The organism is Hymenobacter segetis (genome assembly GCF_038448715.1).
Classification (GTDB): domain Bacteria; phylum Bacteroidota; class Bacteroidia; order Cytophagales; family Hymenobacteraceae; genus Hymenobacter; species Hymenobacter segetis.
This window is the reverse complement of sequence record NZ_JBCEVZ010000001.1, coordinates 209,102-231,020: the sequence shown is the minus strand read 5'-3', so window position 1 is coordinate 231,020 and position 21,919 is coordinate 209,102. Positions and strand designations below refer to the sequence as shown.

The 21,919-nt window shown below is 61.4% G+C and carries 22 protein-coding genes; 16 read left to right on the top strand and 6 right to left on the bottom strand.

What is annotated here, in order from left to right; translation table 11 throughout:
• Positions 1–100 precede the first annotated feature (100 nt).
• The 3 genes from AAFH49_RS00945 to AAFH49_RS00935 all read right to left on the bottom strand — a co-directional run bounded on the left by AAFH49_RS00945 (position 101) and on the right by AAFH49_RS00935 (position 2,895).
• Positions 101–1,237, bottom strand: a complete 1,137-nt coding sequence (locus tag AAFH49_RS00945; RefSeq protein WP_342295289.1) for a DNA polymerase III subunit — start codon at positions 1,235–1,237, stop codon at positions 101–103.
• Positions 1,234–2,454: a GlmU family protein gene (locus AAFH49_RS00940; protein WP_342295287.1), complete on the bottom strand. Its 1,221-nt coding sequence runs from the start codon at positions 2,452–2,454 to the stop codon at positions 1,234–1,236. The genes AAFH49_RS00945 and AAFH49_RS00940 overlap by 4 nt, the downstream gene beginning before the upstream one ends.
• A gap of 171 nt (positions 2,455–2,625) precedes the next feature.
• Complete coding sequence (locus AAFH49_RS00935) at positions 2,626–2,895, bottom strand: type B 50S ribosomal protein L31 (protein ID WP_196294405.1); 270 nt, start codon at positions 2,893–2,895, stop codon at positions 2,626–2,628.
• Positions 2,896–3,128: 233 nt separating this feature from the next.
• Here AAFH49_RS00935 and AAFH49_RS00930 point away from each other — a divergent pair, with 233 nt between their 5' ends.
• The 12 genes from AAFH49_RS00930 (at position 3,129) to AAFH49_RS00875 (ending at position 14,438) form a co-directional block, all read left to right on the top strand.
• A complete protein-coding gene (locus AAFH49_RS00930) occupies positions 3,129–3,554 on the top strand; it encodes a hypothetical protein (protein ID WP_342295283.1) in 426 nt (141 codons plus the stop codon).
• A gap of 181 nt (positions 3,555–3,735) precedes the next feature.
• Complete coding sequence (gene rdgB / locus AAFH49_RS00925) at positions 3,736–4,317, top strand: RdgB/HAM1 family non-canonical purine NTP pyrophosphatase (RefSeq protein ID WP_342295281.1); 582 nt, start codon at positions 3,736–3,738, stop codon at positions 4,315–4,317.
• Positions 4,318–4,499: 182 nt separating this feature from the next.
• Positions 4,500–5,126: a uridine kinase family protein gene (locus AAFH49_RS00920; protein ID WP_342295278.1), complete on the top strand. Its 627-nt coding sequence runs from the start codon at positions 4,500–4,502 to the stop codon at positions 5,124–5,126.
• Positions 5,127–5,339: 213 nt separating this feature from the next.
• The gene (locus tag AAFH49_RS00915; RefSeq protein WP_342295276.1) at positions 5,340–5,729 is read left to right on the top strand and encodes a hypothetical protein; all 390 of its coding nucleotides are present in this window, start codon (positions 5,340–5,342) and stop codon (positions 5,727–5,729) included.
• A 157-nt stretch (positions 5,730–5,886) separates the two neighbouring features.
• Positions 5,887–6,348 carry a DUF4268 domain-containing protein gene (locus AAFH49_RS00910; protein WP_342295275.1) on the top strand — a complete coding sequence of 154 codons (462 nt, stop codon included), beginning with the start codon at positions 5,887–5,889 and terminating at the stop codon, positions 6,346–6,348.
• A gap of 87 nt (positions 6,349–6,435) precedes the next feature.
• A complete protein-coding gene (locus tag AAFH49_RS00905) occupies positions 6,436–6,810 on the top strand; it encodes a hypothetical protein (protein WP_342295273.1) in 375 nt (124 codons plus the stop codon).
• A 157-nt stretch (positions 6,811–6,967) separates the two neighbouring features.
• A complete protein-coding gene (gene secDF, locus AAFH49_RS00900) occupies positions 6,968–9,955 on the top strand; it encodes a protein translocase subunit SecDF (protein WP_342295272.1) in 2,988 nt (995 codons plus the stop codon).
• Positions 9,956–10,092: 137 nt separating this feature from the next.
• Positions 10,093–10,704 carry an RNA polymerase sigma factor gene (locus AAFH49_RS00895; RefSeq protein ID WP_342295270.1) on the top strand — a complete coding sequence of 204 codons (612 nt, stop codon included), beginning with the start codon at positions 10,093–10,095 and terminating at the stop codon, positions 10,702–10,704.
• 796 nt (positions 10,705–11,500) lie between these two features.
• Positions 11,501–12,382, top strand: a complete 882-nt coding sequence (locus tag AAFH49_RS00890) for a porin family protein (RefSeq protein WP_342295268.1) — start codon at positions 11,501–11,503, stop codon at positions 12,380–12,382.
• 86 nt (positions 12,383–12,468) lie between these two features.
• The gene (locus tag AAFH49_RS00885) at positions 12,469–12,864 is read left to right on the top strand and encodes a c-type cytochrome (RefSeq protein WP_342295266.1); all 396 of its coding nucleotides are present in this window, start codon (positions 12,469–12,471) and stop codon (positions 12,862–12,864) included.
• A 23-nt stretch (positions 12,865–12,887) separates the two neighbouring features.
• Complete coding sequence (locus AAFH49_RS00880; protein WP_342295264.1) at positions 12,888–13,478, top strand: YceI family protein; 591 nt, start codon at positions 12,888–12,890, stop codon at positions 13,476–13,478.
• A 42-nt stretch (positions 13,479–13,520) separates the two neighbouring features.
• Positions 13,521–14,438, top strand: coding sequence for a DUF5777 family beta-barrel protein (locus AAFH49_RS00875; protein ID WP_342295262.1), 918 nt, complete (start codon positions 13,521–13,523; stop codon positions 14,436–14,438).
• Positions 14,439–14,637: 199 nt separating this feature from the next.
• Here AAFH49_RS00875 and AAFH49_RS00870 read toward each other — a convergent pair whose 3' ends face one another.
• The 3 genes from AAFH49_RS00870 to AAFH49_RS00860 all read right to left on the bottom strand — a co-directional run bounded on the left by AAFH49_RS00870 (position 14,638) and on the right by AAFH49_RS00860 (position 18,028).
• The gene (locus tag AAFH49_RS00870; protein WP_198069922.1) at positions 14,638–15,240 is read right to left on the bottom strand and encodes a NifU family protein; all 603 of its coding nucleotides are present in this window, start codon (positions 15,238–15,240) and stop codon (positions 14,638–14,640) included.
• 105 nt (positions 15,241–15,345) lie between these two features.
• Complete coding sequence (gene aroC, locus AAFH49_RS00865; RefSeq protein ID WP_342295261.1) at positions 15,346–16,425, bottom strand: chorismate synthase; 1,080 nt, start codon at positions 16,423–16,425, stop codon at positions 15,346–15,348.
• Between the two features lie 61 nt (positions 16,426–16,486).
• Positions 16,487–18,028 (bottom strand): BatD family protein, encoded by a 1,542-nt coding sequence (locus AAFH49_RS00860; RefSeq protein ID WP_342295259.1) that lies wholly within the window; start codon positions 18,026–18,028, stop codon positions 16,487–16,489.
• Positions 18,029–18,300: 272 nt separating this feature from the next.
• Between AAFH49_RS00860 and AAFH49_RS00855 the strand changes: the two genes are divergently transcribed.
• The 4 genes from AAFH49_RS00855 to AAFH49_RS00840 all read left to right on the top strand — a co-directional run bounded on the left by AAFH49_RS00855 (position 18,301) and on the right by AAFH49_RS00840 (position 21,912).
• Positions 18,301–19,026: a ferritin-like domain-containing protein gene (locus AAFH49_RS00855; RefSeq protein WP_342295258.1), complete on the top strand. Its 726-nt coding sequence runs from the start codon at positions 18,301–18,303 to the stop codon at positions 19,024–19,026.
• A gap of 39 nt (positions 19,027–19,065) precedes the next feature.
• On the top strand, positions 19,066–19,959 hold the full coding sequence (locus AAFH49_RS00850; RefSeq protein ID WP_342295256.1) for a ferritin-like domain-containing protein: 894 nt from the start codon (positions 19,066–19,068) through the stop codon (positions 19,957–19,959).
• Positions 19,960–20,217: 258 nt separating this feature from the next.
• Positions 20,218–20,970, top strand: coding sequence for a ferritin-like domain-containing protein (locus AAFH49_RS00845; RefSeq protein ID WP_342295254.1), 753 nt, complete (start codon positions 20,218–20,220; stop codon positions 20,968–20,970).
• 27 nt (positions 20,971–20,997) lie between these two features.
• The gene (locus AAFH49_RS00840) at positions 20,998–21,912 is read left to right on the top strand and encodes a ferritin-like domain-containing protein (RefSeq protein ID WP_342295253.1); all 915 of its coding nucleotides are present in this window, start codon (positions 20,998–21,000) and stop codon (positions 21,910–21,912) included.
• The last annotated feature ends 7 nt before the right edge of the window (positions 21,913–21,919 follow it).

The window sequence follows — 21,919 nt, the reverse complement described above, 5'->3', positions numbered from 1 at the left end:
CGCAGTCGAAGCATCTCTACCGCTTCGTTACACCAAAATTGATTTAGTTGCGCGGTAGAGATGCTTCGACTGCGCTCAGCATGACCGTGGTTTTATTCACTCAAACTCGTAAAAAACCGCCTAACCGCAGCGAGCTATCCACGAACACCATTTTGGCGTTGGCATTGCGCTCGATGTGGTAGTGGGCGTCGGTCAGCTCTTTGGTTAATAAATCAGCGTTGCGCGGGGTCACAAATTTGGCGAAGCCCGTGACGAACTGCTGCTCACCATTGGCCAGATGCGGGACGAATTTTGGGTCGATGCCGAACAGCAGCACCTTGCGCACCAAACCCAGTGAGTAGCTCAGCAACTCCTTCTGGTTTTCGCGGCCCAGCTTCTGGAATTCCTCGCTTTTCTTGAGAATATCGGCCGCCTTGCTGCCGTAGCTGAAGCACAGGCGCATCCAGTCGCGGAAGAATTCGAAGTAATCGTGGTCGGCGTTGGCATCACGGCTGGCGATGGCCGCGCCGAGGCTGCCTTCGGCCAGCTGGGCTACCTGGCGGGCTTTCACTTCGGGCACCTGGTATTCATCGCGCAGGTAGGCGGTGATGTCGTCCTCCGAAAACGGGCGCACCACCACTGGCTGCACCCGGCTAATGATGGTGGGCAGCAGCTGCTCGGGCGCGTGGCTGACGAGCAGGAAAATGGTGGCGGGCGGCGGCTCTTCCAGCAGTTTCAGCACGGCGTTGGCGGCGGCGGGGTGCATGAGCTCGGGCAGCCAGAGAATCACGATTTTGAAGCGGGCCTCGAAGGCCTTCAGGCTCACCAGCTTCAGAATCTGCACGGCTTCGTCCTTGCTGATGTTGCCCTGCTTGTTTTCGGCCCCGATGTGCTGCATCCAGTCGTTGAGGCCCTGATAGGGGTTGTCGAGTACGAATGCTCGCCACTCGGCCATGAACTTGCTGCTCACCGCGTCCTTGGTCACCGTTTTGGTGGTGGTTACGGGCACGATGAAGTTCAGGTCCGGGTGCGCCAGCTTGGCCGTTTTGGTGCAGGCCGGGCAGTGGCCGCAGCTATCCTCGGCATCGGCGGCGCGGTCCTCGCAGTTCAGAAACTGGGCATAGGCGAGGGCCAGCGCCAGTGCCGCACCGCCCTCCTGCCCCCGGAAAAGCTGGGCGTGCGCCACGTGCTGCCGCTGCACCGACTGGCGCAACAGGGCTTTGACGGCAGACTGGTTGGGGATATCAGCGAAGGTCATGCTTTGGCTTTCTCCCAAACCCGGTCCTCTTCCGTCGCCTCAAATACTACCTTCATAATCCCCTGCTCAACCGCATCATACGGCAGGCCACGCCGGGCCATCACGCGCTCAGCCACCTCGTTCACTTTGGGCAGCTTGAAGGTTTCGAAGCCCGCCGCACCGCCCCAGCTGAAGCTCGGGATGAAGGTGCGCGGGAAGCCGGCCCCGAAAATATTGGCCCCCACGCCCACCACCGTGCCGGTGTTGAACATGGTGTTGATGCCGCACTTGCTGTGGTCGCCCATCATCAGGCCGCAGAAGGTTTGGCCGGTGTCCACGAAGCGCTTGGCGGCGTGGCTCCAGATTTTGACGGGCGCGTAGTTGTTTTTGAGGTTTGAGGTGTTGGTATCGGCCCCCAGGTTGCACCACTCGCCGATGACGGAGTTGCCGAGGTAGCCGTCGTGGCCCTTGTTGGAGTAGCCCAGCAGGATGCTGTTGCCCACTTCGCCCCCCACTTTCGAGAACGGCCCCACGGTGTTGTCGCCGCGCATTTTGGCTCCGGCGTTGATGTGCGAGCCCTCGCACAGCGCCAGCGGCCCTTTGATGATAGCACCCTCGTGTACCTGCGAATTCTTGCCCAGGTAAATCGGGCCGTCCTCGGCGTTGAGAATGGCGGCGCGGATTTTCACGCCTTCTTCAATGAAAATATTTTCGGCCCCGTACACAATGGTGTGCGCGTCATTCACCGGCTGCGAGGTGCGGCCTTTGGTGAGGAGCGCGAAGTCGCGGCGAATTTCCACGCCGTTGCGCAGAAACAGCTGCCACGGCCGGTCAATCACCGTCACGGGCTCGGCCACCTGCTTTTCTTCTTTCAACCCATCCTGCACCAGCTCGGCTACCAGCGAGGCATCGGCGAGGTGGGCCGCCACCAGCAGCTCGTCGCAATACAGGCCTTGGCCGGGCTGCAGCGCCAGCACCTGCTTCACCAGCACCGCATCGGGGCACACCGCGCCGTTGATAACCAGCGCCGGGCCGGTCACCACGCCATCGGCGCACACCGGGAACTTGGCTTGCAGGTACGGCTGCGTGAGGTAGCCCACGGTGGGCGCGGCCAGATGCCGCTGCCACTTCTCAGCAATGGTGAGGATGCCGCAGCGCAGCGCCCCCACGGGCCGGGTGAAGGTGAAAGGCAGCAGGTGCGGCCGAATGGCCGGGTCGTCGAAGAGGAGAACGTGCATTTTTCTTAAGCTATTCGCTAATAGCCGTTAGCTGTTAGCTTCTTTTGAAACAGGCCCAAATTTACGGCAAGCGGCTTGGCCGAGGGCCAATAAAAAACTCCTTCCGGCGAAACCGAAAGGAGTTCTTAAAAAGCTAACGGCTATTAGCTGGAAGCTAACAGCTGATAAAAGCTATTCTTTGTTGGCGCTGTTCTGCTCCTTCTTGGCGTAACGGCTGCGGAATTTCTCCACGCGGCCGGCCGTATCGATGAACATGTTTTTGCCCGTGTAGAAGGGGTGCGAAGCAGAGCTTACTTCGATTTTCACCAGCGGGTACGTTTTGCCGTCTTCCATCGTGATGGTGTCGGTCGGCTTCATCGTCGAGCGGGTGATGAACTTAAAGTCCGAAGAGGAGTCCTGGAATACGACTTCCTGGTACTCGGGGTGGGTGTCCTTTTTCATATCGAGAGGTCGGTTTTACCGGTTGAACCCTGCCGATTTTGCGGAAGGGACTGCAAAAGTACGGCTTAGCTCGGAAATACCCAACTCTGCGTCCAATATTTTCGCCACAGCCGGCCGCGCCACCCCGTGCGCCTGAGCTTGTTGACTTTCTGAAAAGGTTGTACATTTGAATTCGGCCCACACTCGGGGCCGGCCCGTTGCGTGTGCTGAAATCTGTACTCGTTCGCCGTCTGTTGCGCCGTTCCGGCCCCGTAGCGCTGCTGCTGGTGCTGTGGAGCGCGGCCGTAGTGTACGCGGCCACGCTCACGGTTTTCACGGCCGCCTACTCCGGCACCCTCGTGCGGATTGACTGGGAAGTGAATTCTGAAACCGACGTCACCGGTTTCGAGCTGGCCCGCAAGGGTGCCACCGAAGCCAGTTATACTATAGTAAATACCACCGCTGCCACCGGCATGCGGCACTACCAGTACCTCGACGCCAACGTGTACCGCACCACCGGCGGCACCACGCCCGCGCCGCCGTCAGCCGGCAATGGCCCCTACACCTACCGCCTCACCGTGCGCGGCCCCGGGGCCGACCAAAGCTACCTCACCGTGCTGGCCGGCACGCCCAGCGCCGTGCAGCGCTCCTGGGGCACTATTAAGTCGATGTTCCGGTAGGTTGCTTCTTAATCAGAACGGGCTAATTCAAAACGTCATGCTGAGCGAAGTCGAAGCATCTCTAACGTAGTAGTAATCCAATCGGAAGGATTAATTGCGCGGTAGAGATGCTTCGCCAAGCTCAGCATGACGTTCTTTTGTGCTTTGCTATTCATCTGTCTTGTTTCACGAATCTCCTGCAATGCGCCTCTGCTTCGCTTCCAATAATGCCCACAAGCTCGATGAAATTCGCCCGCTGCTGCCGGCCAGCATTGAGCTGCTGAGCCTGGCCGACATCGGCTGCCAAGAAGAGTTGCCCGAAACCCAGGACACCCTGGAAGGCAACGCCCGCCAGAAAGCCGAATACGTGCGCCAGCACTACGGCGTGGCCTGCTTCGCTGATGACACCGGGCTGGAAGTGACGGCGCTGAATGGCGAGCCGGGCGTGTACTCGGCCCGCTACGCTGGCCCCCAGCGCCTGGCCGAAGACAACGTAACCAAGCTGCTGCAGGAACTGGCCGGCCAGCCCGACCGGTCGGCGCGCTTCCGCACGGTGGTGGCGCTGGCCGGGGCCGATGGTACCATGCACGAGTTTGCGGGCGAAGTGGCGGGCCTTATTACGGAGGACTGGCGGGGCACCGGCGGCTTCGGCTACGACCCCGTGTTTGCGCCCACTGAGGGCGATGGCCGCACGTTCGCCGAAATGAGCGGGACCGAAAAAAACCGCATCAGCCACCGGGCGCGGGCCGTGGCCGGGCTGGTGGCTTTTTTGAATGAGGAATAGGAACACGCAGGCATGAACGTCATGCAGAGCGCAGCGAAGCATCTTGCCCGCAGTCACTAATCCTGTCGATTGGATTACTCGCCCCGGTAAAGTTGCTTCGCTACGCTCTGCATGACGTTCGTCTTAGCACCTGCTATCTCCCCTATCTCATATTCCCCGTCCCCAAACTACCTTTGCCTGCTATGCAGACCCCCTACTTAATTGGCATTACCGGCGGCAGCGCTTCTGGCAAAACCACCTTCCTGCGCCGGCTGCTGGAAGCATTCCCGGAGGAACAGATTTGCCTCATCTCGCAGGACAATTACTACCACCCGCGCGAAAAGCAGCTGCGCGACGACATGGGGGTGGAAAACTTTGACCTGCCCGCCAGCATCGACGCCGCCGCTTATGCCGCCGACGTGCTCAGCATCAGCCAGGGCCACGAGGTGCGCCGCAAGGAATACACCTTCAATAATGCGGCTGTGACGCCGCAGGAGCTGGTGTTCCGGCCCGCGCCCATTGTGGTGGTGGAGGGCATTTTCGTGTTTCATTTCGAGGAAATAGCCAAGCTGCTCAACCTGAAGGTGTACATCGATGCCCAGGAGCACGTGAAGCTGCACCGCCGCATCATCCGCGACCGCGACGAGCGGGGCTACGACCTAGCCGACGTGCTCTACCGCTACACGCACCACGTAGCGCCCACCTACGAGCAGTTCATCGCGCCCTACAAGCACTACGCCGACATCGTGATTCCCAACAACCGCCATTTTGAGCGCGGGCTGGAGGTGCTGGTGGGCTTCCTGCGCACCAAGGTGAACGCCGAAGAATAAGGGCTTTGGCGGACGGTGAAAAAGCGCTAGCAGGCCGGGGCTGCGCAAAGCAGCGGGCTAAGCTGGTCAGTTATTTTTTGCCAACTTCATCAAAGTAGCAGTTAAAATAGATTATATTGGACCCACAAATCATCCTTGCGGCCGAACCAAGTCGGGTTGGCCCAGAGATAAATTGCTCCGTATAACCCTCGTTTACACGCTATTCTTACAACGATGAAAGGTTCTTTTCAACTAGCGGCGCTGGCAGTGGCAGGCTTGGCTGCGCTGAGCAGCTGTGACAAAAACGGCCAGTCCGGCGTGCTGCAACACCCGCCGGGAAACGCGGCCCTACGCGTGGCCGTGACGCCCGACAAGGAGTACGACCAGGCGTTTGAAGAGTCGACCCGCAAGCTGAGCGACACCACCTACCTCATCATCACCAAGGCCGAGCGCGGCAGCGTGTTTGCTGTGCACACCGGCCCGCTGCCCGTGGCCGACCACGCCGTGTGCTTTGCCAGCACCTACAATCCGGGCTTCCGGGAGTGCGTGGAAGAATATTACCACAACGCCGGTGGTGTGGCCATTCAGAACAACGAAGCCGGCTGGTGGGCCACGCCGCTGTAAGCAGCACTGGCAACGAACCGCACCGCCGGCACGTCATGCTGAGCGCAGTCGAAGCATCTTTACCGCACAACTAACCCAGCGAGTGGGTTTACTATTGCGGCAGAGATGCTTCGGCTGCGCTCAGCATGACGTTCTTTTTTTGTCCTCACTCTATCGAATGTATAGCAAAGCAGAAATCACCCGATTGCGCCAGGCGTTCTGGACGGCATTTGGGCAATATATGGCCCCGGTACCCTCGGCTGAGGGCGACACCACCAATTGGATAAACTACAAGACGGGCGTCAAAAACGTGTATTTTCGCATGCAGGCCGATAACCGCCGGGCCAGCATCGGCATCGAGCTCACGCACCCCGACGCGGGCATCCGCGAGCTGTTCTGGGAGCAGTTTCTGGAATTGAAAACCCTGCTGCACGAAACTCTGGGCGAAACCTGGGCCTGGGAGGCCGATGCCACCGATGCCCAGGGCCAGCCGCTGAGCCGCATCTACCACGACCTGCCAGGCGTGAACCTCTTCAGCCGCGACGACTGGCCGGCGCTGATTTCGTTCTTCAAGCCCCGGCTCGTGGCGCTGGATGCGTTTTGGGCCGATGCGCAGTATTCGTTTGAAGCGCTGAAATAGTGCGGTTTATGGACCTCAAACTGGATTAAAGGCGCACTTGCTGGCTTTTCCAGCAAAGTGGTATCTTTGCAGACCCCGTTTGCCGCCATGTCCCAACTGATTGCTCGTTTTTGGTTTTCGCTCCGCTTCGCCTGGCTTGCCGCCACGGTGCTGCTGGTGCTGGGCCTGAACCAGCGGGCCGTGAGCGTGCTGCGCCCCCTGGGCAAGGCCGAAACGCGCTGGGCTGCGCCCACCCGCGCCACCGTCGTCAAGCAAAAAGTGCTGCTCGAAGCCACCGGCACGGTCAAGCATTTTGTAACCCCGCTGGGCACCGCCTGGCTGCCTTTGCCGGCCACCGCCACCCTGTGGCTGCCTACGCTGCGCTGGCAGCTGGCCGCGCCACGCCTGTTGGCGGGCATTCGCGCCGGCGAGATTTTCCGGGCACGGCTGCTGGCTGTGGCGCTATCGCCGCAGGCTCCCTAAGTAGTGTTGAATTTTGAGGGTTGAGTGTTGAATGGGTGTTGGCCGAAGGGCTGGCGGCTCACGCAACATCCAACCCTTTTCTTTTCCGCTTCGCTTATTCTCCGCTTTCCACTTCGGGAATTCAACCCTCAATATCTAACATTCAACACTTTTAATAATGCGTAACAAAGGATTAATCATCGCGCTCACCCTCGTCGTCACGGCGTTGTGCGCGTACTTCCTCTTCTTCACCTACGTCTCGCGTGGGGTGCAGCAGAAGGCCGTGGCCTACGCCACCAAAAACGGCAAACTCGACGAAGGCCAGCGCCAGCACTACCTTGATTCGGTGTGGCGCGCACCGGTATTCGGCCCCTTCACCTACCGCGAGGTGCGCCAGAGCGAGCTCGGCCTCGGCCTTGACTTGAAAGGCGGCATGCACGTGACGCTGGAAGTTTCGCCGGTGGAAATCGTGCGCGCCATGAGCGGCAACAGCAAAGACCCGGCTTTCAACAAGTCGCTGGCCGATGCGCAGGAAGCTCAGAAAACCAACTCGGGCACGCCGTTCACGGCCCTTTTTGCCCAGGCCTGGCAGCAGAACGCCGCCGGCAAGCCGCTGGCTAGCATCTTCGCCAACACGACGAACAAGAGCCGCAACATCGATATCAACTCTTCGAACGAGAAGGTGATTGGCGCGATTGACAAGGAAGTGGAGGAAGCCATTGACCGCTCGTTCAACATTCTGCGCACCCGCGTCGATAAGTTCGGCGTGAACCAGCCCAGCATCCAGCGCGTGAAAGGCACCGGCCGTCTGCAAATCGAGCTGCCTGGCGTGGACAACCCCGACCGTGTGCGCAAACTGCTGCAAGGCCAGGCCAAACTGGAGTTCTGGGAAGTATGGAACCAGAACGAAATCGGCCCCTACCTGGTGGCCCTCGACAAGCAGCTGCAAGCCAAGGATGCCGTTGCGAAAGCCGGCCCCGCTGCCGCTACTACCACCGACACTACCGCTACCGCCGCCGCTGGCGACTCAACTTCGCTGGCTGCCCAGCTTGCCAAGAAAGGCAAAGACGGCAAATCGGCCGCTGACTCTTCGGCTGCCAACAAGGGCGGCGCCCTCGCCAAGCTCTTCACCATGCCCGGCCGCCTGGGCGTGAACCTGCGCGACACCTCGGCGATGAACAAAATCCTGAGTTCGGCCGAAGCCAAAGCCACCCTGCCCCCCACCCTGGCCCTGCTCTGGAGCCTGAAACCCACTACCATCGACAAGCAGGAGTACCTGGAGCTGATTCCGGTGCGCAAAACCCGCGACGGCGTGCCTCCCCTGGGCGGCGAAGTAGTAAGCGATGCCCGCGCCGACCTCGGCCAGAACGGCCAGCCCGAAGTGCTGATGAGCATGACGCCCTCGGGCGCTCGCAAGTGGCAGAAAATGACCGCCGCCAACATTGGCAAGCAGGTGGCCATGGTGCTCGATAACTACGTGTGCTCGGCCCCCGTGGTGCAGAGCGAGATTTCGGGCGGTGGCACCAGCATCACCGGCAGCTTTGCGGTGGAAGACACCCAGGACTTGGCTAACCAGTTGAAAGCCGGCAAGCTGCCCGCTCCCACGCGCATCGTGGAAGAGGCCGTAGTAGGTCCGTCGCTCGGCAAGGAAGCCATCAACCAGGGCCTGTACTCGTCGCTGGCCGGCGTGGTGATTATCATGCTGTTCATGGCCTTCTACTATGGCCGCGCCGGTATCGTGGCCGACATTGCCCTGCTCTTCAACATCTTCCTGATTCTGGGCGTACTGGCCCAGTTTGGCACGGCCCTCACGCTGCCCGGCATCGCCGGTCTGATTCTGGTAATGGGCACCTCGGTAGATGCCAACGTACTGATTTTCGAACGAATCCGGGAAGAACTGGACCACGGCCTCGGCCTGACCGATGCCATCAACAAAGGCTACTCGCGCGCCTTCTCGGCCATCTTTGACTCGAACGTGACGACCATGCTGATTGCCGTGATTCTCGGCTTCTTCGGTACGGGTCCGGTGCAGAGCTTCGCGGTTACCCTCGGTATCGGTGTACTCACCTCGTTCCTGTCGGCCGTGTTCGTGTCGCGCCTCATCATCGAGTGGATGGTGAAGGGCAATGAGAACCACCCGATGACCTTCAGCACCGCGATTTCGCGCAACCTGTTCAAGAACCTGAACTTCGACATCGTGGGCAAGCGCAAAATTGCCTATACGTTCTCGGCCGTGTTCATCATCATCGGCTTCGTGCTGATGTACGTGCAGGGCGGCCCGAACCTGGGTGTGGACTTCAAAGGTGGCCGCGCCTACGTGGTTGACTTCAACAAAACGATGGTAGCTTCTGACGTGGCCGATAAAATCCGCCCCGCCTTCCAGGATGCCGGCCTCGAAGTGAAGCAGTACGGCGCTCCTGACCGCCTGCGCATCACCACCGGCTACCTCGCCGAGGATGAAAGCCCCGTGGCCGACGCCAAAGTAGTAGCCGCCCTGAACCAGGGCCTGCAAGCCTATAGCGCCGACGCGCCGGTTATCAAGTCGACTTCGAAAGTAGGTGCCACCATCGCCGACGACATCAAGCGCACCTCGGTGCTCTCGCTGGGCCTCACGCTGCTGGGTATCTTCGTATATGTATTGTTCCGCTTCGAGCGGTGGCAGTACTCGATGGCTGCCGTGGTCGCGCTGTTCCACGATGCCCTGCTCGTGATTGCCGCCTTCCCGATTGCCCGCCTCTTCGGCCTGAACTACGAGATGGACCAGATTTTTGTGGCCGCGCTGCTCACGGTTATCGGCTTCTCGATGAACGACACGGTGGTTATCTACGACCGTATCCGCGAGTACCTGCGCGAAAACCCCAAGCTGACCTTCGCCCAGGTGGTGAACCCGGCTCTGAACTCGACCTTCTCGCGCACTATGATTACGTTCACCACGGTGTTCCTGGTGGTGTTCGTGATGTATGTGTTCGGTGGCGAAACCCTCCGCTCGTTCTCTTTCGCCATGATTATCGGCGTGATTTTCGGCACGTACTCGTCGCTGTTCATCGCCACCCCGATTATCCTCGACACCTACGGCAAGAAAGAGGAGCGTGAGCGCAAAGCCGCTGGCGAGGACGTGACCGGCCTGCCCGGCGACGCACCCAAGCTGAGCACGGCTAACGTGTAACGAATCCCCTTATCAGGACGCAAAACGCCCTGAGTCATTCTGAAGAAGCCCGGCCCTGTGCCGGGCTTTTTTTGTATCGAAGCAACCGAATTTGCTTACCTTCCGAGTGGTCAGTAGAAGCCTGCCACCCGCCGTCGATGCTGCACATTTCGCCACCCTATTCTGCCCCGCTGCCGCTGCCCGAGCTGCTGGCTGCCTGCGTGCGCCAGGAACGGGTGGCCCAGCGCCGGCTCTATGGCCAGTTTCATGGCTTTGCGATGGGCATTTGCCTGCGCTACGCCCGCGACCGCGACCAGGCCCTGGAGGCAGCCAACGACGGCTTTCTGAAAGTATTCCGCGACTTGTACCGCTTCGATGCCACCCGCCACCCCGATGACGTGCTGGGCTCGTTCCGGGGCTGGCTCAAGCGCATCATGATTCACACCGCCATCGACCACTACCGCGCCAACGAGCGCCACCAGCACCAGCAGGAGCTCGACGACGCGACCCTGAACCAGGCCGACCAAGGCCCGACGCCCCTCGATACGCTGAGCTACGACGAGCTGCTGACCCTTGTGCAGCGCCTGCCGCCCGCCTACCGGGCGGTGTTCAACCTGAACGTGATTGATGGTTTCGGCCACGAGGAGATTGCTGAGCAGCTCCATATTTCCGTGGGCACTTCCAAGTCTAATTTATTTAAAGCCCGTGCCCATTTGCGGGCCATGCTGGCCCAGGTTACTACTTCCTCAGCAATTCGATATGTGGTCTGATAACGATATAGATAACGCGTTCCAACGGCTAAACCCGCCGGAGCCGGAGCCGACCCCGTTCCCGCTGGATGCCTGGCTGCGCTTGGAAAGCCAGCTGGACAAGGCGGTGATTGAGCGCGCCGTCCGGCGGCGGTTGTGGCAGTTTTTTGTGGCCGAAGTGGCCGTGGTATTAGTGATTGGGCTGGGCTGGCTTTTGCTCCGGCCGGCGGCGATGGTCCCAACCGCCCCAAATGCCACGGCACTCGCTGGGCAGCCGGCGGCCCAGTCGGCTGCCAGCGCTCCGGTGGCCGGGCATCTGGCCAAAGAAACAATCCATCCGGTGGCTTCAACTTCAATTAAAAAGTCACCGATTGCCTCTCCGAACCCTGCGTTATCCCCAACCCCGGAAACCTCTGCTTCGACTGCCGATTCCCGCACACTCCATACCTCCTCAGCCGCTTCACCAACCGCTTCTTCTACTGTCTCGGCCGTTGCCGTAGCGCCGACAGCTGCTCCCATTGCCAAAGCCCACCCGCTTGCGGTAACGCCTACTACGGCGCTTACCGAGCGTAGCCGAGCCAGCAGAACGAATGCGGAAGCCCCGGCCCGCCAGCAAAGCGCCGCGAATGGGTTTGTGGTAGCTACCCGACCGCGCAAATCTGCACACCTGTCCCGCGAGCGCCTGACAACGGCCGGACAGCCCAAGGCTACGACCGCACCAGCTGGGAGTGTTGCTAAAACCCATTCGGAAGCCAGCCCCCCCCTGAATTCGAATGCCAGCCGCCGGCATACTGCTGCTGCAAGGGCGAGCTACCCGGTGGCGGTAGAAGCCCACAAACCGGCTACTGCTCACTCCCTGCGTACCCACGCGGCAAATGCTATTGTTACTCCGGCAGCTACCGATGCTCCGGCTGATGCAGCCAGCACCTCCCCCCGTAGCGCTGATGCTGATGAGGCCAATGTTGTTGCAACTGGTTTTGCCCCGCTCGGCCTGCGCCCGGTAGTGTCTCCGGCGGCTAAGCCCGTTCCGCTGCCCACGCCCCTGGCCACTGTGGCACTGGCCGAAACGCCGCCCCAGCCCGAACTACCCAAACCCGCCCGCGAGCCGCGCTTCTACGTGGCGCTGGTAGGAGCGCCCGATGTGAGCACGGTGAAATTCGCCAGCATCGAGAAGCCCATGCCCAACGTGGGACTGGTGCTGGAATACCGCCTCAGCAGCCGCGTGCGCGTGAATACCGGCCTGCTGCGCTCCACCAAGCAGTACACGGCCCGGCGCGAGGACTATGACTTCGGGGCCAACACGGCCCGCGTGTACCAGCGCGATTTTACCGACGTGGAAGGGTCCTGCACCGTGTTCGATGTGCCGCTGAACCTGCGCTACGACCTCATAGTCCGGCCCCGGTACCGGGTCTTTGGCAGCGCGGGCCTCTCCTCGTTTTTCATGCAGCACGAAGCCTATTCCTACGAATATCCCAACCCCGCCACCGGCGTACCAAGCTACTGGACCGGCTCGGCCACCAACCAGAACCAGCACTACTTCAGCATCCTGAATTTATCGGCCGGCTACGAGCGCGCCCTCAGCTCCCGCTGGAGCCTGCAAGCCGAGCCCTACCTGAAGCTCCCCCTGGCCGGCGTGGGCACCGGCAAAATCCGGCTCACTAGCGCCGGAGTATTTTTAGGGGTCAAATACGGCTTCTAAGCGCCACGCACTGCCCGTGCTCCGGCCAGTGCGCCTTTCCGGCCGCTCCTTCCATTTCATTTTCCATCACATATTCGACACTTTCTATGTTCGACGTTCGTTCTTTTTCTGCCTGGCTGCGGCCGGCCCTGGTAGGCGTGGCCACGACGCTGCTGGGCCTGGCGGCCGGCTGCACTTACTCGCACGGCGACCCGGCTCCGGCGTGCGATATATCCACCGAAACCATCACCTACACCGGGGTCATTTCTCCCATTTTCGATGCCAACTGCCGCCGCTGCCACGGCTCGACGGTGTACACCACGCTGGGCGGCGGCAATGATTTCAGCAGCTACGCCACCATCAGCAGCTACCCGCAGGCCAGCCTGCTGGGCTCCATCAAGCACAGCATCGGCTACGATTTCATGCCCAAAGACGGCAGCAAAATATCAGACTGCGACATTGCCCGCATCGAAGCCTGGTACGCCAAGGGCAAACCCCAGTAACCCCACTTCCTCCCCTCTTTGCTATGAAACGCTCCTTTTTTCTGCTATCGGTCTGCCTGTTGTTCTCTGCGCTCGCGGGCGCACAGGCGCAGAGCAAGTACATGACCAAAACGGGGCGTGTGTCGTTCTTTTCGGCCACCCCGATTGAGGACATCGAAGCCAAAAGCCAGCAAACGGCGGCCATCCTCGATTTCGGGACGGGCCAGCTAGCCTTTTCCGTGCCCATCAAAAGCTTCGTGTTCAAGCGCACCCTCATGCAGGAGCACTTCAACGAGAACTACATGGAGTCAGACAAATTCCCGAAGGCCACCTTCACGGGGCATTTTGTGGGGTTTGATGCCGCTACGCTGGCCACCGCCGGCCCGCACAACGTGCAGGTGGAGGGCGACCTGACCGTGCACGGCGTGACGCACCGCATAACGGTGCCCGCCAGCGTGGAGCTGAAAAGCGGCCAATTACTGGCTTTTGCTACCTTTCCGGTTGCGTCAGCCGACTATAACATCGAGATTCCGTTGCTGGTGCGCAACAACATTGCCAAGGTCGTGACCGTGCGCGTGGCCCTATCCTGCGACCCCGTGGCAGGTGCTGTGGGTGCCACTACCGCGCCCCACTAGTCGGCCGTCATTCCGTTCGTCGCTTTCTTTCCCGCTTTCATTATGACTCAAAATCTTTACCCCTCCCGTGGTTTTCTCGGCCTGCTGCTGGCTGGGTTGCTGGCGCTGGCCAGCCCCGCCCGCGCCCAAACCGACCTGCTGCAGGACCTCGAAAGACAAACCGCCGACTCGACCAAGCGCGAGGTGGTGGCCGCCACGTTCAAGGGCACGCACATCATCAACTCGCAGTCGGTCGAAACGCCGGGCCAGGGCACGCTGGCCTTCCTTATTCAGCACCGCTTCGGCACGCTGAATAGCGGGGCGTATAACTTCTTCGGCCTCGACCAAGCCGTGCTGCGCCTGAGCTTTGAGTACGGCCTGACCAACCGGCTGGCCGTGGGCATCGGCCGCAGCAACATCGAAAAAACCTTCGATGGCTTCCTGAAATACCGGGCTTTGCGGCAAACCAGCGGGGCGCGGCCCATGCCGGTATCGGTCACGCTGTTTGGGTCGGCGGCCATCACCACGCTTAAATTCGGCACCTTGCCTACGGAGCGCACCACAGCCTCGCGCCTTGACTATACCTACCAGGTGCTCATTGCCCGCAAGGTTAGTTCGGGCCTGTCGTTGCAGCTCATGCCCACGCTCATCCACCGCAACTACGTGCCCCTGGCCGGCATGCAGAACGACGTGTATTCCATCGGCGGGGGCCTGCGCCAGAAACTCACCAAGCGCATCGCCCTCACCGCCGATTATTTCTACGTGTTACCCGGCTACGCGGCGGATAATTTCCGCAACGCCCTCGGCGCAGGGTTCGACATTGAAACCGGCGGCCACGTCTTCCAGCTGCACGTCACCAACGCCCAAGGCATGACAGAGAAGTTCTTCGTTCCCCAAACCAGCGGCGACTTCTTCAACGGCGACATCTACTTCGGCTTCACGGTGGTAAGGAATTTCACGGTCAAATCGCAGTTGAAATGAGGGCAGTAACTGTCATTGCGAGGGCGTAGCCCGTGGCAATCCGTCCTCTCTCAGCGACAAGCCTTTAGATGTGACAAGGCTCTTTTTTCAACAGCAGAAAGCCCCAATACTGCGAAGTATCGGGGCTTTCTGATAAAAGGCATTTCTGGTTTTGACAGGACGGATTGCTTCGTCGTGCCTCCTCGCAATGACAGATTAATTAAACCGTAATACCTTCAGCTACTACGCTTTGCACTTCGGGCACCATGCGCTTGAGCAGGTTCTCGATGCCAGATTTCAGGGTAACCGTGGCCGAGGGGCAACCGGAGCACGAACCCTGCAGGTTCACGGTCACGATGCCTTCGTGGTAGCTTTTGAAGGTGATGTTGCCACCGTCTTGCTCCACGGCGGGGCGCACGTAGTTATCGAGCAGGTCGATGACTTTCTGGGCAATCTGGCCTTCCTGCTGGGTGGGGTCGCCGGCGGTGGCAGCCTGGGCGGCCTTCTGCTCAGCGGCGGGGTCCACTAGGAAAATGGGGCCGCCGGCTTCCACGTAGCTTTTCAGGAACTGACGCAGCTCGGGGATGAGCTGGGTCCAGGCCAATTCGGGCTGGGATTTGGTGACGGTGACGAAGTTCTGGGCGATGAACACGCGGCCCACGTAGTCGAACCCGAACAGCTCCTGCGCCAGCGGCGAGTTGGCGGCGGCTTCGAGGTTGGGGTAATCCACGCTCACGCCGTCCACCAGCAGGTTTTGGTTGAGGACGAACTTCATGCTCTCCGGGTTGGGAGAAGCTTCGGCATAAATGGAAACAGCAGACATAGTTTCGGGGCTTAAAATCAGGGGGAAGCGCCGCCGGGGCGGCAGCTGCAAAGGTACAACCGCGACGGGGCCGCAGAGGTTGCAAATGTACCTACATCATTTCAGTTATACCCGGTTGGCGCGGGCGCGCAACAGCAAATCGGCCAGCACCAGCTGGGTCATGGCTTCCACGATGGGCACGGCGCGGGGCAGCACGCAGGCATCGTGGCGGCCCCGGCCCACCAGCGTGATAGCCTCGCCCTGGTCGTTGATGGTTTGCTGGGGCTGGAGCAGCGTGGCCACGGGCTTGAACGCGACGCGGAAATAAATATCCTGGCCATTGGAAATGCCGCCCTGGCTGCCGCCGCTGTGGTTGGTGCGGGTGCGCACGGCTCCCACAGCATCGGTGTAAAATTCGTCGTTGTGCAGCGAGCCGGGCAATTTCGTCCCTTCAAAGCCGGAGCCAAACTCGAAGCCCTTCACTGCATTAATACTAAGCATGGCGTGGCCCAGCAAGGCCGGTAGCTTATCAAACACCGGCTCGCCCAGCCCGGCGGGTACGTGGCGTGCGACCCCCGTAATCACGCCGCCCACGGTGTCGTGCGCGGCCTGCGCGGCCCGGATGCGAGCTTCCATGAGGGCAGCGGTTTCGGGGTGCGGGCACCGTACCAGGTTGCTGTCGATGAGGCTCAAATCGAGCAATTCGTAGCCCACGGGCACTTCTACCTCGCCCACAGCCGATACGTAGGCTAACGTTTCAATGCCGAAATGGGCCAGCAGTTTTGCCGCCACGGCACCGGCCGCCACGCGGGCGGCCGTTTCGCGGGCCGAGCTGCGGCCGCCGCCGCGGTAATCGCGGCGGCCGTACTTGGCGTCGTAGGTATAGTCGGCGTGGCTGGCGCGGTAGGCATGCGCGATGTGCGAGTAGTCGTCGGAGCGTTGGTCGGCGTTGGGGATGAACAGGCTGATGGGCGTGCCGGTGGTCACGCCCTCGAACAGGCCCGACTGAATGTGTACGGTATCAGCCTCCTTGCGCGGCGTGGTGAGGTCACTCTGGCCGGGCCGCCGCCGGTCGAGAGCAGCCTGAATGTGGGCGGCATCCACGGCCACGCCCGCCGGGCAGCCGTCGATAATCACGCCGATGCCCGCCCCGTGCGACTCGCCAAACGTGGTGATGCGAAAGAGGGAGCCGAAAGTATTGGACATTTTATGGTGCTTGGTTTTGGTACTCAGGATGACAGGTGGCCAGCCACAAGTCCCCGCAAAACTACGCCCGCCGCCCGGCCCGCCACCAACCGAAGCCGGCTACGCCCGCCAGCGCGATGAGCAGCCAGTCGGCGTAGCGGCGCACGTCGCGGTACACGTCCAGCGCCTGCATGGTGGTGTCGGCCCCGGCCAGCGCCGGACCGTAGAAGGGGTCATCCTCGGGCCGGGCCAGGGGTTCCACGGCTGCCACCACGCCCTGCACCAGCGGCCGCAGGCCGGGCCGCAACACGTCGTAGCGGCCAGTAGCGGGGTTGAATACCACCAATTTCAACAAGCTATCCAAGGGCAGCACGCCGGGCCGCCGGACCACCATCCGATACCGAAACACCTTGCGCCCGCCACCCGGCGCGGGCTCCTCGCGCATGTCGGAGCCGTACACATCCAAGCCGGGCCACGCCGCCACCGTCGGGGCCAGCACCGCCGCCAGGTTGCCCTGCCCCGCCACGCCAAACGAGTAGGTGAACGACTCACCCACCCGAAACTTGGTACGGCTGATGGCCTCCTGCATCTCGAAGCGGCCCACCGCCACCGGGCCACCGGGCGCGGCCGTCGGCAGCGGTTGCACCGCTACTGCCAGGCCGGGCGCAGTATAGGTTTTGTAGCCAGCCAGGCGGTTGTCCTGGCCGGGCTCGGGCTTTTTCAGCGTCTTGAACTTCACCATCGTCAGGGCCAGGGGCGGGAAGCGCAGGGGCTGGGCTGTGAGGGGATAGTAGAGGTTTTCGGCCAGCCGGAAGCGTAGGTATTTCTGGCCGAGGTGGCGCACGGTGTCGGGCGTCACGCTGGGTTCGGGGCCGGGCTCCTGCCAGGCGGTGGGCTGGTGCAGCTCGTGCAGCAGCGGCGGCAGCTGGTCGGTGAAATCGTGGAAGGCCAACAGGGCCTGGTCTTCGGGCTTGAGGTAGAAATACAGCCCCACGCGCACGCCCTCGCCCACAAACACGCGCGGCCGGTCGGCCACCACGGCCAGGAAGGCGTGGTCGGCCCGCTCCTCATACAGCACGGGCTTGGGCTTGCCAAACATCTTGTCGAGGTCGCCCACGGCTTGCAGCGGCGCGGTGGGGTTCACTGGTTTGGTGATGGCGCTAGGATTGGGCGGGGCAGCCGGCCCAACCCGAACGGTGGCGGCCTTGCTGCGCAGCAGCACCCCGTTCACCGTGAGTTGGAAGGGCTTGATAACGATTTCGCCCTCGCCGTAGGGCACGTAGCGCTGGGTAATGGTGAGGTCGGAAAAGCGCCGGCCCTGCACGATGCGCGTGGTGGTGGTGCTGGTTTTGCCGGTTTTCTTGAAGCCTTCCAGCTCCGGAAATTCCGAATACTTGTCCAGTGCGCCGCCGCGCAGCCGGAAAGCCAGCGTGAATATGCCCGTGACGGGCAGCGAGGCCGGCCCGGGCAGCAGTTCTACATCGGCCGCCAGCGTGGCCGGGGGCTTGGGCTGAGCGGCCGGCGCGGCCTGAGCGGGCTTGGGCGGGGCAACCGGCGGCGCCTGGCCCGGACCGGCCTGCAATAGCCCCGGCAGCAGCCCCAATACCCAAAAAAGTCCTCCCATAGTCACTAGCGCATTATCACCCGCTAAAAGTAGCTCAAAACGCTGGATTCAGTCATTCCAGCGAAAACCATACTTCAGCATTTCCCTGCCCTCGGCCGGGGTTATAACAAAAAATTAGGGCATAATCAATCCCTATCCCCAGTTAATGCCGTATCTGCTCACACACCACCTATACGGTTGCGGTTTTCCACTTACTGACAGGCTTCTGGCGCTGTCCGGAATTGCATTGCCTTCTCCGCAGGTTTCAATTTCCACCTAACTACTTCACTCTCATGTCTGATAACCTCCAGCCCCGCGGTGCCGACGATACTTCGTTCGCCCAGCCGCTGTACACTCCCATCAAACGCCGTTCGTTCTTCATGTATGCCGGTGCTACGGCCGGGGCCACGGCCCTCGTGCTGGCTGGTTGCTCGAAAGACAGCGACAACACCACTCCCTCCGCCAACCTGATTGACGTGGGCGCTGGCGATGTGGGCGTGCTCAACTACGCATACGCCCTAGAACAGCTGGAATCGGCTTTCTATGCGCAAGTGCTGGCCGGCGCTTACTACGCTAGTGCGACAACAGATATAAAAAACATTTTCTCGGACATTGCCGCCCACGAGAAAATCCACGCTGATTTCTTCAAGACGGCCCTGACTGGCGCCGCTCCTACGCAAATAATCAAGGCACTGGAGCCTGATTTTTCTAAAATCAACTTCGGCGACAAAACATCGGTACTGGGCGCGGCCAAGCTGTTCGAGGACACCGGCGTTTCGGCCTACAACGGGGCCGCCCGCTACATCACCACTGATGCCTATTTGACGCTGGCGGGAAAAATTGTTTCGGTAGAAGCCCGGCACGCGGCGCTTATCCGCGACCTGATTTCGAACGGCACTTTCGCCGATGACCTCACCGCCGATGGCCTGGAGAAATCGGCCAAGCCGCAGGATGTGGCCACGGCCGTGAATGCTTACCTGAAAGACGGTTCGAAAATCAGTGCTACGAAACTGGTCTAACGGCCTTCCTCTTTTTCTTTCTTTCTAAAATATCGCATCATGAATTTTTTCCAAATCATCGAAGAAATCGAGAAGGTTGACCCGGAAGTGTACGACCGCCTCGATTCCCGCCGGGCAGTGTTCAACTCCCTGCGCGGCATCGGTCAGAAACTTACCCTGGCTACTGCTCCGCTGGCCCTGTCGGCCCTGTTCAGCAAAGCCTACGGCCAGACCAGCACCTTGCCTGCTGCCGTTAAGGGCGTGTTAGAATTTGCTCTGGGCCTTGAGGACCTGGAGTACCAGTTCTACACCCAGGCATTGGCCGCTACGGCTATCAAAAACGCGCTTAGTGTCGACGGCCTGAAGGCCATTACCACCATTCAGGGCCACGAGGCGGCTCATAAGAACTTCCTGCGCACGGCGCTGGGCGGTCCAACAGTAGCCCCGGCCGACATGGGCGCGGCTCCATTCGACTTCACCGGTGCCAAGGGTGGGGCACAGGCCCCAGTATTCCCCACCGTATTCACCGACTACGCCACTTTTCTGGCAGTAGCCCAAACGCTGGAAGACACCGGCGTGCGCGCCTACAAAGGCGGTGCCCCGGCCCTGAAAGTGAGCCCGGACATTCTGACCGCAGCCCTGAACATTCACTCAGTCGAAGCTCGTCACGCCTCGCACATCCGCACCATGCGCCGCGCCCTGGCCGGTGGCATAGCCGGCACGCCCAGCCTCAGCGCCTCGCCCAAGAGCTGGATTTCAGGCACCGACGGCGGCGGCCCGGACCCGACGAAAACGTCGGGCTACTACGCCGGCGAAGACCTCACCACTCAGGCCATGGTCCCCATTATCACCAACTCCACGCCCAACGTCACGGCCGCCCAGGCTTCCGAGGCATTCGATGAGCCCCTGGATTCGGCTACCGTTACCACGCTGGCTTCGGTGTTCAAGAAGTAATTCCGTTTGGCCCCGCAATGGGGTTGTTGCAAAGCCGGTTCCGCACACGCGGGGCCGGCTTTGCTGTTTATAATGCCCGCCGGGGCCGGGGTTTCGTTTCCGGGCTTTGCAACGAGTTAGCTTTGTATCGGCATCTTCCTGTGGAATCCGCTTCGGTATTCGGGGGTAGTGAGCTGGTCGCGGGTTTCGCACTGGCCCGGCCCGGGCCGCCGGCTTTCGTAGTTGCCCCTTCTTTTGCTCATCAAACACTCGTTATTTATGTCCGATACGCTTCGGCCCACCGACTCTCAAAGCCCGCAGCCGGGGCAGCCCCTGCTGGCACGCATCAAGCGCCGGTCCTTCTTTATGTATGCCGGCGCTACGGCTGGGGTCACGGCGCTGGCCCTGGCCGGCTGCTCGAAGGACGAAACCACGCCCGACACCGCCGCCACCAGCGCCGTGAGCTTCGGCACCGGCGATGCCAGCTTGCTCAACTACGCCTACGCCCTGGAGCAGCTCGAAGCCGCTTTCTACGCCAAAGTGGTAGCTCTCACCACCTCGCCCCTGCTGCCCGCCGAAATTCCGTACTTCGCCAAAGTGGCCATCCACGAAGCCATTCACCGCGACTTCCTGCGCACGGCCATCAACCGCGACTTCAGCGGCACCCTCATCCCCGACCTTACGCCGAAGTTCGACAGCATCGACTTCACCAAGCGCGTGAAGGCCACCACCGATACCAAGCTGGGCATTCTCGATGCCGCCAAGGCCTTCGAGGACCTGGGCGTGGCCGCCTACAATGGCGCGGCCAAGCTGTTCAAAAGTGCGGTGTACCTGGGCATCGCGGGCCAGATTGTGTCGGTTGAGGCGCGGCACGCGGCCTACGTGCGCGACCTGATTACGCCCGGCTCCTTCGCCACCAACGAGGGCACCGACGTGCTCGGCTTCGACCGCCAGCTGGCCCCGACCGCCGTGCTTGCCATCGCCCAGACTTTCGTGGAGCAAACGCTCAACGGCAGCACCATCGGCCAGTAACCTTCTTCTTCCGACTTCTTTTTTGCCATGAATTTTTTCAACATCATCGACCTGCTGGCGGAAGCTGACCCCGACGTACTGGACCGTTTCAGCTCGCGCCGCGCCGTGTTCAACTCGCTGGGCACCGTGGCCCAGCGCGCAGCCCTGGCCACCTCGCCCCTCTTTCTGGGGGCTTTGTTCCAGAAAGCCTACGCCGGCACGGCTTCGGTGCCCACCGATATTCTCAACTACGCCCTCACGCTGGAGCTGCTCGAAGCCGACTTTTACCGCCAGTTTCTCGCCGCCGGCCAGATTCCGGCCGGTGCGGCCCGCGACGCCATCACCCTCATCAAAACCCACGAGGACGCGCACGTAACCTACCTGCACGATGCCATCATTAAGATGGGGGGCACACCGGTCGCGGGCTCGAACACAACCGGCATCCGCTTCAACCCCAACCTGCTACCCGCCACCTACGCCGACCAGCTGAAATACGCCCAGGTGCTGGAAGATACCGGCGTGCGCGCCTACAAGGGCCGCGCCGCCGAGCTGATTGGCACCGATTTGCTCACGCCGGTGCTCCAGATTCACTCCATCGAAGCCCGCCACGCGGCGCATATTCGCACCATGCGCGCCCAGCAGCCTTGGGTGAGCCTCGGCGACGACCTGGCCACCGACCCGCTATACAAAGCAGCCTACACCAGCGGCGTGGCCAGCAGCACGAAGACCGTCGTTGCCCTTGGGGGCACCACCTACGGCATTCCGGCCTATAACCCGGCCCAGCCCAGCCCGCCGGAAAGCAACCAGCAGCAGGGGGCTGCCGGCAAAAACGCCGCCGTGCTCATCACGGCGGGCATCGGGGCCACCACGTATCTGCCCGACGATGCCGCTGCCGCCTTCGACGAGCCCCTGCAGGCTGCCGAGGTACTGGACTCTTCCCGCGCCGGGGGGCTGCTGGCGTAGCTTGGTC